This window comes from Methylorubrum podarium (assembly GCF_022179745.1).
GTDB lineage: Bacteria > Pseudomonadota > Alphaproteobacteria > Rhizobiales > Beijerinckiaceae > Methylobacterium > Methylobacterium podarium.
Genome location: NZ_BPRD01000039.1, coordinates 13,274 through 25,817, shown reverse-complemented (window position 1 = coordinate 25,817; position 12,544 = coordinate 13,274). Strand labels below are relative to the sequence as shown.

The window sequence follows — 12,544 nt, the reverse complement described above, 5'->3', positions numbered from 1 at the left end:
CCCGATGACCGTGTCATCTGGCCGCCCTCGCCGGCTGCCGAGGAGGTCGAGCCCCGTGTCCACGCCGTCGCTCCCACCGTCATCGCCGCCCGCAACGCCGTCCCGGTCGCGCCTGGTCCGCGCCGGCTGGCTCGCCGGCCTTCCCGCGCTCCTCCTGATCGCCGCGGCCGCCGCCTATCTCGGTCTGTCGCGCGTCACCGCACATCTGGAACAGCAGGCATCGGAGATCGCCGCCAGTACCGGGGAGGGGCAGCCCGAGCCCTGGCTGCGCGTCACGGTGTCGGGCCGCGATCTCACCGCCGCGGGCGAGGCGCCGGAAGCCGCCCAGCGCGAGGCGGTCGTCGCCCGGCTCTCCGCGATCGAGGGTGTCCGCCGCTTCACCGACCGGACCGGCGTCATCGAGGAAGTCTCCCCCTTCGTCTGGTCGGTGGAGCGTCCCGCGGCCGGCCGGGTCGAGGCCAACGGCAGCCGCCCGGCCGAGGTCGGCGCCTTCGAGCTGGCGCAGCGCCTGAAGCCGGCTTTGCCGCGCGACGCGACCCTGAGCGACCACGCCCGGGCCGCGCGGGGCGCACCGCGCGACTTCCCCGACGCGGCGGCCTTCGCCGTGGAGCGGCTACAGGATCTCACCACAGGCGCCGTCGCCACGCTCAACGACACCGTCATCTCGATCCGCGGCGAGGCGGCGAGCGTCGCCGCCTACGACGCCCTGCGCACGGCGCTGGCGAGCCCGCCGCAGGGCTACACCCTGGGCACGGTCGAGATCACGCCGCCGGTCGTCGCGGATTTCCGCTTCGGCGTCGCCCGACGGACGGACGGCAGCCTGGAACTGACCGGCCACGTCGCCTCGGAGAGCGCCCGCGAGGAGATCCGTGCCGCCGCCGCGCAGGCCGCGGAGGGGGCGGCGATCGACGACCGTCTGCGCGATGCCCGCGGCCTGCCGCAGGGCGTCGACGGGCCGGCCCTGGCCCGCTTCGTCTTCCGGCTCGCCGGTCTGCTGCACGAGGGACGCGTCGCCTTCGAGGGCGCGTCCGTCTCGGTCGAGGGCAACGCGCTCGATGCCGGTGCGATCACCGAGGTGGAGACGCTGATGCGCGACGCCCGCCCCGCCGAGGTCGCCGCGGGCCGTGTCGCGCTCACCGCCCGCCCCATCGTCCCCTACGTCCTGCGCATCCGCCGCAACGCCGACAGCGTGACGGTGAGCGGCCATCTGCCGGATCAGGCGAGCCGCGAGGCGCTGCTGGCCCGGCTCAATCCGCGCTTCTTCCGCGAATCGATCCAGGACCGCACGCGGCTGGCCGACGGGGCCCCGGCCGGTCTGGCCGCGGCCCTGGCGGCGGCGATCGATCCGCTCTCGACGCTGGCGAGCGGCGAGCTGACGATCACGGGCACCGAGCTCCGCCTGACCGGCACGAGCCTCTATCCCGAGAGCGCCGCCCGCCTCGGCCGGACAGTACCGCGGGCGATGCCCCCCGGCTGGAACGCCACGGTCTCCGTCGCGTCGGACGAGACGCCGGCGGCGACGGCCGAATCGGGCGCCTGCGGACAGCGCCTCGCCGCGCGCACCGCCGGGCATCCCCTGCGCTTCGCACCGGGCAGCACGGCGCTCGCGCCCGAATTCTATCCGGTTCTCGACGCGGTGGCGGCCCTGGCCCGCGCCTGTCCGGGCGAGCGGATCGAGGTCGTCGGCCATCTCGACCCGGCCGGAGCGAAGCCCGAGGCGCAGGCCGATCCGGTCGCCGACGAGGCGGCGAAGGAGGCGGCGCCCAAGCCCGCCAAACCGGAGACGAAGAAGGACGCGAAATCCGGCAAGGCCAGCAAGGGCAAGGCGGAAACGAAGGAGGCGGCCGAGCCCGAATCGAAGCCTGAGCCGAAGCCCGAAAAGACCGAGGCCGAGCGGGCCGAGGCCGGCGCCGACCTCGCGCGGGCGCGGGCGCTCGCGGTGGTGGACTACCTCCAGAAGGCCGGCGTGCCGCTGGAGCGCGCCGCCGCGCCGACGGGGGTCGCACCGCTCTCCGACCGGCAGGGAATCGGTCTCAACCTGCGCTCGTGACCCCGCGCGTCGCCGCGCTCCGACCGGTCTGGCGGCGCTGCGGACGGTGCCCGGAGCTGACCTCGTGGGCCGCGCTCCGGGCGGGCTCGGACGCGCCGTTTCAGGCCGTCCGCTCTGAGCGCTCGGCCGCTTCCCCTGCCAGCCCCCAGATCCGCTGCTTGCGTCCGACGCCGCGCAGGGCGAACTCGCCGACCGGGACGAGGGCCGTCCCGCAGCGCCGGGCGAAGGCATCCGAGAGCAGCAGCGGGCGCTCCAGTTCATCGCAGAGCCGCTCGATCCGGCTCGCCTCGTTGACGGCGCGCCCGATCACCGTGAAGTCGAGGCGCCGGTCGGTGCCGACATTGCCGGAGACGACGCGCCCGTAGTGAAGCACGATGTCCGCCTCGAGCGGCGGCAGGCCGTCCCGGCGGCGGGTGGCGTTCAGGCGGTCGTTGCGTGCCAGCGCCTCCTGCGCCGCGTCGAGCGCGCCGGCGCAGGCCGGGCAGGCGAGGGCGTCCGGCTCGGCCACGGGGAAGACGGCGAGGAAGCCGTCGCCCAGGAACTTCGAGATCTCGCCGCCGTGGCGCTGCACCGGCTCGCCCAGCGCGTCGAAATGCTCGTCGAGCCAGCCGACGACCTTCAGGGGATCGTCGCGGTCCGCCACCGCGGTGAAGCCGCGCAGATCCGCGAGCAGGATCGCGGCGTGGACGACCGTGCTCTGCCCGCGCCGCATCTCGCCCGCGAGCACCCGCGCGCCGGTCGCCGGCCCGAGATAGGTGCCGAGCATCTCGCGTATGGTATGCGACAGGCTGAGCTTGGCCGTGACCAGGGCGATCACCGGCACGAGCCCGGCGGCCACCGCCTGCTCCGCCTCGGTGAAGCCGCCGGGGCGGTCGGTGGCGAACGAGATGCAGACGCCCTCCATGGCGCTGCCGGGGGCGAAGGCGGCGGCGTGGAGCAGATAATCCGTGGCACCCGCCTGCCTCAGTTGCCCCAGAAGCGGGAGGTCGGGGCAGCCGTTCGATTGGTCGAGGCGCCAGCGAACGAAGGCGAGGTCGTTCGCCCGCAGCCAGCCGACGGGACTGCGGAAGAACGTATCCTCGCCCTCCGGCCCGTGCGCGGTGGGGAAGAACGCCATGCCCTGCCCGGGCCGCCACGCGAGGCTCACTCCGCGGAAGACGGGGTCGATGACCGGCACCGCCAGGCTGAGACGCCAGAGGGGAAGGCCGACCGCGACCAGCGCTTCGCAGAATTCCGCGATGATGGCCTCTCCGTCGTCCGACTCCGTCGCCCGCGCAATGAGGCGGGCTTCGATGCCGCGGAGGGCAGAGTCGGAGATCGGGTCCGTCGTGGCCATGGCGAAGCGACACTAGCGGCGACGGCGCCGCGATCCAAAAACATCGTGCGTCGATGCCTGTGGGAAATCGATCGTCGATCCGCCTTGCCCGGACGGGCGGAAGCCTTCAACCGTGCCGCCACGATGCCGGGGACCGCGACATGGACCACGTGAACGACGAGGCCTTGGCCCTCGATCGCCGATTCGCCTTCCTCGCCGAGATCGACGGGCTCAAGGCCGTGCTGCGCCAGAACCGGACCATCGGCGAGCGTCGGCGCGAGAACTCGGCCGAGCATTCGTGGCATCTGGCGATGTTCGCCCTCGTGCTCGGCGATCTCGCGCCCGGCCTCGATATGGGCCGCGTCGTCGCGATGCTGCTCGTGCACGACATCGTCGAGGTCGATGCGGGCGACGTGCCGATCCACGGCAGCTACGACGCCGCCGCCCAGGCCCTGGTCGAGGCGGAAGCGGCGGAGCGGATCTTCGGGTTGCTGCCCGAGGCGCAGAAGGTTCGCTACCTGGCGCTGTGGCGGGAATTCGAGGCGGTCGAGACGGCGGAGGCCCGCTTCGCCAAGGCGCTCGACCGGCTCCAGCCGCTCCTGCTCAACACGCTGACGGACGGCGGCACCTGGGCCGAGAACGGCCTGACCGAGGCCCAGGTCCTGGCGCGCTACCGGCCGGTGATCGAGCGCGGCGTGCCGGGTCTCTGGCCCTTCGTGGAGGCGCTGGTGCGCCGCCACTACCGGGGCGGAACAGCTACGGCGTGACCGGCTGCGCCTCCGCGCTCACGGCGGTGCGGGCGCCGCGGGCGAGGTCGCGCTCGATCATCAGCGCGCTCTTGCCGTCGAGGCGGTTGCGGTAGACCTGCAGGTTCTCCATCACCCGCTGCACGTAGTTGCGCGTCTCGGTGAAGGGGATGCGCTCGACCCAGTCGATCGGATCGATGTCGGGCCGGCGCGGGTCGCCGTAGGCATCGACCCATTTCTTCACGTTGCCGCCGCCCGCGTTGTAGGAGGCGAAGGCGAGGATGTAGGAGCCCTTCCAGTCCTCCATCAACTCGCCGAGATGGGCCTGCCCCAGCCGCGCGTTGTAGGCGGGATCGCTGGTGAGGCGGTCGGTTTCGTAGGAGGTCGAGACCCGCTTGGCGGTGCGCTGGGCGGTCGCCGGCATCATCTGCATCAGGCCGCGGGCGCCGACGCCGGACTGGGCGCGGGGATCGAACTGGCTCTCCTGCCGGGCGATGGCGAAGACCATGGCGCGCTCGACCTGCGGCACGGCGGTGAAGGTCTCGTAAGCGGGGATGCCGATGGTCGGGTAGGCGTGGGTGTCGAGGGCGAGGCCGCGCTGCGTGGCGAGCTTGCCGATGGAGACCAGCGCCCGCGCGTCGCGCGCCTCCACCGCGGTCTCGCCGAGGGCGTTGACCTGCGCCTCCTCGGTGAGCGAGCGGGCGGCGTCGATGTAGAGCGGCAGCGCCAGTTCCTTCATCTGGGCGGCGGCGAGGAGCTTGAGACCGCGCACGAACAGCCGGTCGTCGAAGGCGGTCCGCGCCGTCGGGCTCAGCTCGGCGGCGCGGCGCAGGGGCAGGCTGTGCTGGCCGAGGCGGGCGCGGGCGAGCTGCCCGTAATAGGCGATCGGCTGGAGCGCGGCGCGCTCATAGAAACCCTTCGCCTCGGCGGTCCTGCCCGCCGCCTCCGCCGCGCGGCCCTGCCAGTAGGCGGCGCGCGCGAGCGAGATCGGCGTCTCGGCCACGCTCGCGGCCTGCGCGAAGTGCCGCTCGGCGGCGGCCGGGTCGGCCATGAAGCGCAGCGCGATCCAGCCGGCATGGAACTCGGCCTCGATCCGCTTCTCGGAAGTGCGGGCGGAATGCGCCGCGGCCACGGCGTAGGCGGTCTTGGGATCGCCCGCATCCATCAGCTTGCGGGCGACGATCCGGCGCTCGACCCACCACGTGTCGCCGTCGGCGAGCACCTCCGGATTGGTGGGGGCGGAGAGCAGCACCTTGGCCGCCTCCGCCGGCTTGTCGGCCCGGCGGAAATACTGGGTGCGCGAGAGCAGGTAGGACGAGTCGTTGCGCAGGGAGGGCGGCACCGAGGCGAGCGCGGCCGCCGCGCCGGCCTTGCCCTGCACCGCCCGGCGGGCGCGCACGAGGCTGGCATAGGAGCCGCCGGCATAGTCGGCGGCGCGGGCGGCTGTCGTCCAATCCTCCTTCAGGAGGGCGCGCTCCATCCGGTAGCGGTGGTCGATCACGGTGAGCACGCCGGGGAAGGCCTCGGTGACCTTGGCCTCGAGGCTGCGCCCGAAACTCTCCTCGCGCCACAGGTCGTGCACGAGGTCGGCGGCGTCCGCGTCGAGCCCGTCGGCGCGCAACGCCAGCGCCAGGGCGAACTTGCCCGGCGCGCTCGTCGGCCGGGCACTGGCGAAGAAGGCGCGCACGACGGCCGGGCTCTTCTTCTCCGTGAGCAGCCGCTCCTCGGCCCGGCGGCGCAGCAGCGGCCCCGCCGGCCAGTCGGGGTTGGCGCGGGCGAAGCCGACGACGCGCTCGAAGCTGATGCCGGCGCCGGCGCGAATCGCCACCCATTCCAGCAGCGCCCGCGCTGCCGGATCGGTGAACCCCGCGGCGAGACGGTCGCCGTCGGTGACCTTGCCCTTTCGGTAGAGGTCGATCGCCTCGCGCAGTTGTCCGAGATCGGTCTCGCCGGAGGCGACCGGGCGGGCCGGGTCCGGCACCTCGGGGGAGGGGGCGGCCGGCGAGACCGCCGCGTCGGGCAGCGGGAAGGCGACCGCGCCATCCGATTCGGTGGAGGCGTAAGAGGAGACCGCGGCGGGCAGCGGCTTGTCGGTCGCGGCTTCGCCGGCGCTCGGATCGAGGCGCAGCGCGTCCGCCGCGACGGGATCGGAGGCGGGGCCGTCGCCGATCTGCGCCGCGGGCGCGGTGGCGTCGCTCACGGGCGCGGCGGGCGCCGAGGCCGGCTGCGGGTTGCGCACCTCGATGGCGACGGCGCGCTGCGGCAGCACGGCGGTGCCGGACAGCACGAGCCCGAGGAGGAGGGAGCGGGCGGGGAACGCCAAGGTCATCAGACACCCCGACACGGAGGCCAAGCCTTAAGCTGGGCTCCGGTGCGTTAAGATGGCATTAACTGCGCAAGCGAAGCGTTTGCGCGCGGGCTGGTGAGGGCCTATGTCTCGCGCGTCCCGAGCGCGGTCCGTCCGCGGCCGCAGCCGCCGGGACGTGCCGGAAGACAGGCAAGAAGAACGGCCGGGAACGCCAGGATGACCGATACGCATGCCCGCCTTCGCGGCTCGATGACCGCGCTCGCGACCCCCTTCCGCGACGGCGAGTTCGACGAGTCGGCCTTCCGGAAATTCGTGAACTGGCAGATCGAGCAGGGCACCCACGCCCTGGTGCCGACCGGCACCACCGGCGAGAGCCCGACGCTGAGCCATGCCGAGCACGACCGCGTGGTCGAGGTCTGCGTCGCCGAGGCCGCGGGCCGGGTGCCCGTGATCGCGGGCGCCGGCTCGAACGCGACGCGAGAGGCCGTGGCGCGGGCCCGTCATGCGGAAAGCGTCGGCGCGGATGCGGTGCTCACCGTCACGCCCTACTACAACAAACCGACGCAGGAGGGCATGTACGCCCACTTCAAGGCGGTGAACGACGCCGTCGGCATCCCGATCATCATCTACAACATCCCCGGCCGGTCCGTGGTCGACATGAGCGTCGACACCATGAAGCGGCTGTTCGAGCTGAAGAACATTGCCGGCGTGAAGGACGCCACGGCCAAGATCGACCGTGTCAGCCTCCAGCGGCAGGCCATGGGAGAAGATTTCATCCAGCTTTCTGGCGAAGATGCGACGGCGCTCGGCTTCAACGCCCATGGCGGCCGCGGCTGCATCTCGGTGGTGTCGAACGTCGCGCCGCGGCTCTGCGCCGACCTTCAGGAAGCGTCGCTCGCGGGCGACTACGCCAAGGCCCTGGCGATCCAGGACCGGCTGATGCCGCTGCACGTGCAGATGTTCTACGAGTCGAACCCGGTGCCGGCGAAATACGCGCTCTCGCGCCTCGGGCTGATGTCGGAGGAGGTGCGCCTGCCGCTGGTGCCGGCGACGGAGGGCTGCCGCCGGGCGGTCGATGCGGCGCTAGCCCATGCCGGCCTGATCTGATCGGCCTGATCGGCGCCGTTCGCGGGCCTGATCTCACTCGAAGGACGAGGGGTCGCCGACGGCCCCTCGTTTCCCCATATTCCGGGGCCGTCCTCCGCCCGGCGCGCAAGAAGCTCAACCAGAAGAGATGGCACCGAAACCCGAACCCGGCCGGCGCGTCGTCGCCGACAACCGCTCCGCCCGCTTCCACTACGCGATTGAGGACACGTTCGAGGCCGGCATCGCGCTGACCGGCACCGAGGTGAAATCCCTGCGCGGCGGCAAGGCGACGATCGGCGAGTCTTATGCCGGCCCCTCCGGCAACGACCTGATGCTGTTCAACGCCTACATCCCGGAATATCTGGAGGCGAACCGCTTCAACCACGACACCAAGCGGCCCCGCCGCCTGCTGCTGCACCGCCGCCAGATCAACAAGCTGATCGGCGCGACCCAGCGCCAGGGCTACACGGTGATCCCGCTGAAGATCTACTTCAACGACAAGGGCCGGGCGAAGGTCGAGCTGGGGCTCGGCAAGGGCAAGCAGCTCCACGACAAGCGCGAGACCGTCAAGGAGCGCGACTGGCAGCGCGACAAGGCCCGTTTGCTGCGCGACAAGGGCTGAAGCAATTTCGCTCCGTCTCGGCCGACGGTTCGCCGTCGGGGCACGCCGATCCTTCCGCCGTCATCGCGAGCGGAGGCGAAGCGATCAGCAGTGCAACCTCTTATCGGTGAGGCTGAGCGCTGAATTCCTTCGGTCCGACCTCGCGGTGACGGCGAGACGATGATCCCTCCGTCACCACGACCTGAGCAGCGATGCGCCGCTCAGCCTTCCGATTCCTCGTCGGATGGACCGGGTCGGATGCCGTAGCGGCTTTCCAGACCCGGATTGGCACGGGGCGCGCCGCGTTCGGCGAAGTCGCGGCGGGGGCCGTCGCCCGCGGCGCGGGCCGGGCGGTCGCCCGGGTCGCGGCCGATCCGGCCCGCGAGCTGGGCGAGATCGACGAACTCGTCCGCCTGACGACGCAGGTCGTCGGCGATCATCGCCGGCTGGGTCTGGATCGTCGAGACGACGGAGACGCGGACGCCGCGGCGCTGGATCGCCTCCACCAATGAGCGAAAATCGCCGTCGCCCGAGAACAGGACCATGTGGTCGATGTGGGGAGCGAGTTCGAGCGCGTCGATCGCGAGCTCGATATCCATGTTGCCCTTGATCTTGCGGCGGCCGGCCGAGTCGGTGAACTCCTTCACCGGCTTGGTGACGACGCGGTAGCCGTTGTAATCGAGCCAATCGATCAGCGGGCGGATCGAAGAATATTCCTGATCCTCGATCATCGCCGTGTAATAGAAAGCACGAATGAGATTGTCGCGGCTCTGAAAATCTTTGAGCAGACGCTTATAATCGATGTCAAAACCGAGCGCCTTCGTCGTGGCATAGAGATTTGCGCCATCAATGAAAATCGCGGTGCGTTGTTTATCACTCATTGATCGATCCGTGTTCTGGAGCTGAAAGTCATTTCGTTGAAAATCTGGGCATGAACTCAGTATATGAAAACGCAAGACTGATGCACGAACAAGGTCCGGCACCCTCACATTCTCGACAGGCGATCGCCTTCGAGTGCCGAGCCGGGCTTTCTGCTAGAACAAGCCGTCGCAGGGCCGACAAGTCACGGTGGCGGAGAGTTGCAGCGCTCGCAACAGCGCGACCGACGCCGAACCAAGCCACCACCGTCGTGGCGGAGGGTGCAAGCTCTGTCAAGCGCCAGAAAGAGTTAACATGCCCTCCATGGCGAGGGCCCCAAGTTTTTGCCTCACAACTCAGAGATTATCAGTGGTTGCATTCTCTTGAGCGGCAATTGCAGGACGTCGTGTGAAACGGATCAGATGAAACTCAACCATACTTGAAGTTGCCCGCAGGCCCGAGCCGGCGCCGATGATCTTGGTGGAACCTTTGGCGGCGCTCGAAGCCACGCGTGAAGTTCGGTCGCACGGCGCTGCCGCGCCTCGGCTCAGGGTGCCGGGATCGCTCGGCTGCCCGGCTTGACCGCGGGAATAGCCGCGAGATCCGGCGGGAGGGCGTCGGGGGCGTAGGTCGGGATATCAAGGGTGACGAGGGAGACGAGCGGGAGTCCGATCTCGCCGCGTCCGCCGGACCGGTCAATCAAGCAGGCCGCGCCGACCACCTCTCCGGCCTCGTCCTTCAGGGAGGCAAGGCATTCGCGGGCGGAGAGCCCGGTCGTCACGATGTCCTCGACGATGACGGCACGGGCCCCGGCGGGGATCGAGAAGCCGCGGCGCAGGGTGAAGGGGCCGCCCGGATCGCGCTCGACGAAAATCGCCCTGGCGCCGAGATGGCGGGCGGTCTCGTAGCCGGGAATGATGCCGCCGATGGCCGGCGAGACAACGATGTCGATCCGGCCGAACTGCTTGGCGACGACCTCGGCGAGCGCCCGGCACAGCCGCTCGGTGCGCGCGGGGTCGGAGAAGATCGTCATCTTCTGCAGGAAGGTCGGCGAGCGGAGCCCGGAACTGAGGATGAAGTGTCCCTGCAGCAGGGCACCCGCGGAACGGAACTCTTCGAGAACTTCTTCCGGTGTCATGACAGTCGGCTCGCCTGCGCGTGTTCCGCCGCTTGTTGCAGCGACGCGCACGGGGCGCAAGCGGCGCGCAGACGGGTCATACCAAATCCGATGGATCCCTTCGGGATGGCGGATTTGGACTTCGCTCAGGCGCCGCGCTGGCTTGCTGATCCGGTCCCCGCTTTGACCAAGCGGAAACCGGATCAGCCGTTCACCCGCTCGACGCGGCTCACCGAGCGCTTGCCGCGCAGGTCGGCGACGATGGCGGTGAGATGCTTCAGGTCCGGCACCGAGAGATCGATCGAGATGTCCGTGAAGTCCTGCGTGCGCCGCTTCATCGAGACGTTGTCGATGTTGCCGTCGTGCTCGGCGATCACCTGGGCGATCTGTGCAAGCGTGCCGGGTTCGTTGATCGATTCGAGCGCGAGTTTGGCGGGGAAGCGCTCCTGCGAGCCCTCCACGTCCCAGCGCACGTCGAGCCAGCGCTCGGGCTCGTTGTCGAAGGCGGCGAGCGCCGCCGACTGGATCGGGTAGATCGTCACCCCGACGCCGGGGGTGAGGATGCCGACGATGCGGTCTCCCGGCAGGGCGCCCCCGTTCGGGGCGAAGCTCACCGGCAGGTCGCCCGCCAAGCCGCGGATCGGGATGCTGCCCGGCGCCGCGGCGCCGTCGGCCTCGCCGGAAAAGGTCAGCCGCATGGTCTGATCCTTGGAGCGGGTGAGCCGCCCCGCCGCCCCGCTGGCCGCCGGACCGCCGCTCACGCCGGTGCGGCGCTCGTCCTTGAAGTCGGGATAGACCGCCTTCACCACGTCTCCCGAAAACATCTCTCCGCGACCGACGGCGGCGAAGACGTCTTCCGTGGAGGCGCGGGCGAGCCGGGGCAGGGCGCCGCGCAGCTTCTCCTCGGAGAAGCTCTTGCCCGCCCGCTCGAAGGCCCGATCGAGGATCTGGCGGCCCAGCCCCGCATATTGCCGCCGCACGGCGGTGCGGGTCGCCCGGCGGATCGCGGCGCGGGCCTTGCCGGTGACGACGAGCGATTCCCAGGCCGCCGGCGGAGAGGCGCCGTCGGAGCGGGCGATCTCGACCTCGTCGCCGTTGGCGAGTTCGTGCAGCAGGGGCGCGAGCCGCCCGTTGATCTTGGCGCCGACCGCGGTGTTGCCGACATCGGTGTGGACGGCGTAGGCGAAGTCGATCGGCGTCGCGCCCCGCGGCAGGGCGATGAGGCGGCCCTTGGGCGTGAAGCAGAACACCTGGTCCTGGAACAGCTCGAGCTTGGTGTGTTCGAGGAATTCCTCCGGCGAGTCGCCCTCGGCCAGGAGCTCGATGGTGCGGCGCAGCCACTGGTAGGCGCCGCTCTCGGTGGCGAGCCGCGGATGCACCTCGCCCTCGGCGCCCTCCTTGCCCGCCTCCTTGTAGTGGGCGTGGGCGGCAATGCCGTACTCGGCGATCTCGTCCATCTCGGCGGTGCGGATCTGAAGCTCGACGCGCTGGCGCTTCGGCCCGATCACCGTGGTGTGGATCGAGCGGTAGTCGTTCTGCTTCGGCGTCGAGACGTAGTCCTTGTAGCGGCCCGGCACCATCGGCCAGCTCGTGTGGACCACGCCGAGCGCGGCGTAGCAATCGGCCACGGTGCCGACGATCACCCGGAAGCCGACGATGTCGGAGAGCTGCTCGAAGGCGACCGACTTGCGCTCCATCTTCGACCAGATCGAGAACGGCTTCTTGAGGCGCCCCTTCACCTGGGCGGTGATGCCGCGCGCCGCGAGCCGGGCGGTGAGGTCGTGCTCGATGCTCTCGATGACGCTGCCGGACTTGGCCGAGAGGTCTTCGAGCCGCTTGGTGATGGTGGCGTAGATCTCGGGCTTGAGGGTGCGGAAGGAGAGGTCTTCCAGCTCGTCGCGCAACTCCTGCATGCCCATGCGGCCGGCGAGCGGGGCGTAGATGTCGAGGGTCTCCTCGGCGATCCGCGCCCGCTTGTCGTCGCGCATGAAGTGAAGCGTGCGCATGTTGTGCAGGCGGTCGGCGAGCTTGACGAGCAGCACCCGCACGTCCTCGGCCACCGCCAGGAGCAATTTGCGGAAATTCTCGCCCTGCACCGCCCGCTTCGAGACGAGATCGAGGCGCTTGAGCTTGGTCAGCCCGTCCACCAGCGCGCCGATCTCCGGCCCGAAGATCTCGCGGATCTCGTCGAGGGTGGCGGCGGTGTCCTCCACCGTGTCGTGCAGGACCGCGGCGACGATGGTGGCGTCGTCGAGGCGCAGGTCGGTGAGGATCGCGGCGACTTCGAGGGGATGGGCGAAGAACGGGTCGCCCGAGGCGCGCTTCTGCGTGCCGTGCGCCCGCATGGCGTAGACGTAGGCGCGGTTCAGAAGCGCCTCGTTCGCGGCCGGATTGTAGCGCTTGACCCGCTCCACGAGTTCGTACTGGCGCATCATCCGCCGAAGGATCCTGCTCTCACTGTGT

General features: G+C 70.6%; 9 protein-coding genes. 4 read left to right on the top strand and 5 right to left on the bottom strand.

Annotated elements, in window-relative coordinates:
* Positions 1-55: 55 nt before the first annotated feature.
* Positions 56-2,050, top strand: a complete 1,995-nt coding sequence (locus MFF42_RS01955; RefSeq protein WP_238254246.1) for an OmpA family protein — start codon at positions 56-58, stop codon at positions 2,048-2,050.
* A gap of 100 nt (positions 2,051-2,150) precedes the next feature.
* Here MFF42_RS01955 and MFF42_RS01950 read toward each other — a convergent pair whose 3' ends face one another.
* Positions 2,151-3,386 carry an adenylate/guanylate cyclase domain-containing protein gene (locus tag MFF42_RS01950; protein ID WP_238254245.1) on the bottom strand — a complete coding sequence of 412 codons (1,236 nt, stop codon included), beginning with the start codon at positions 3,384-3,386 and terminating at the stop codon, positions 2,151-2,153.
* A gap of 140 nt (positions 3,387-3,526) precedes the next feature.
* Between MFF42_RS01950 and MFF42_RS01945 the strand changes: the two genes are divergently transcribed.
* Complete coding sequence (locus MFF42_RS01945) at positions 3,527-4,132, top strand: HD domain-containing protein (protein WP_238254244.1); 606 nt, start codon at positions 3,527-3,529, stop codon at positions 4,130-4,132.
* Here MFF42_RS01945 and MFF42_RS01940 read toward each other — a convergent pair.
* Positions 4,122-6,434 carry a lytic transglycosylase domain-containing protein gene (locus tag MFF42_RS01940; protein ID WP_238254265.1) on the bottom strand — a complete coding sequence of 771 codons (2,313 nt, stop codon included), beginning with the start codon at positions 6,432-6,434 and terminating at the stop codon, positions 4,122-4,124. The genes MFF42_RS01945 and MFF42_RS01940 overlap by 11 nt on opposite strands.
* 201 nt (positions 6,435-6,635) lie before the next feature.
* Here MFF42_RS01940 and dapA point away from each other — a divergent pair, with 201 nt between their 5' ends.
* Positions 6,636-7,526: a 4-hydroxy-tetrahydrodipicolinate synthase gene (gene dapA / locus MFF42_RS01935; protein WP_238254243.1), complete on the top strand. Its 891-nt coding sequence runs from the start codon at positions 6,636-6,638 to the stop codon at positions 7,524-7,526.
* 127 nt (positions 7,527-7,653) lie between these two features.
* Positions 7,654-8,127: an SsrA-binding protein SmpB gene (smpB, locus tag MFF42_RS01930; protein ID WP_238254242.1), complete on the top strand. Its 474-nt coding sequence runs from the start codon at positions 7,654-7,656 to the stop codon at positions 8,125-8,127.
* Between the two features lie 200 nt (positions 8,128-8,327).
* On the opposite strand, the gene MFF42_RS01925 is transcribed toward smpB, so the two are convergent.
* The 3 genes from MFF42_RS01925 to MFF42_RS01915 form a co-directional block, all read right to left on the bottom strand.
* The gene (locus MFF42_RS01925; RefSeq protein WP_238254263.1) at positions 8,328-8,987 is read right to left on the bottom strand and encodes a LabA-like NYN domain-containing protein; all 660 of its coding nucleotides are present in this window, start codon (positions 8,985-8,987) and stop codon (positions 8,328-8,330) included.
* A gap of 524 nt (positions 8,988-9,511) precedes the next feature.
* Complete coding sequence (gene pyrE / locus MFF42_RS01920) at positions 9,512-10,102, bottom strand: orotate phosphoribosyltransferase (protein WP_238254240.1); 591 nt, start codon at positions 10,100-10,102, stop codon at positions 9,512-9,514.
* Between the two features lie 182 nt (positions 10,103-10,284).
* The gene (locus MFF42_RS01915) at positions 10,285-12,516 is read right to left on the bottom strand and encodes a RelA/SpoT family protein (protein ID WP_238254237.1); all 2,232 of its coding nucleotides are present in this window, start codon (positions 12,514-12,516) and stop codon (positions 10,285-10,287) included.
* Between the last annotated feature and the right edge of the window lie 28 nt (positions 12,517-12,544).

Excerpts from the sequence above, each read along its gene's own strand:
- MFF42_RS01950 (WP_238254245.1), bottom strand. The coding sequence starts at position 3,386 with ATGGCCACGACGGACCCGATCTCCGACTCTGCCCTCCGCGGCATCGAA.
- MFF42_RS01945 (WP_238254244.1), top strand. The coding sequence starts at position 3,527 with ATGGACCACGTGAACGACGAGGCCTTGGCCCTCGATCGCCGATTCGCC.
- dapA (WP_238254243.1), top strand. The coding sequence starts at position 6,636 with ATGACCGATACGCATGCCCGCCTTCGCGGCTCGATGACCGCGCTCGCG.
- smpB (WP_238254242.1), top strand. The coding sequence starts at position 7,654 with ATGGCACCGAAACCCGAACCCGGCCGGCGCGTCGTCGCCGACAACCGC.
- MFF42_RS01925 (WP_238254263.1), bottom strand. The coding sequence starts at position 8,987 with ATGAGTGATAAACAACGCACCGCGATTTTCATTGATGGCGCAAATCTC.
- pyrE (WP_238254240.1), bottom strand. The coding sequence starts at position 10,102 with ATGACACCGGAAGAAGTTCTCGAAGAGTTCCGTTCCGCGGGTGCCCTG.
- MFF42_RS01915 (WP_238254237.1), bottom strand. The coding sequence starts at position 12,516 with ATGATGCGCCAGTACGAACTCGTGGAGCGGGTCAAGCGCTACAATCCG.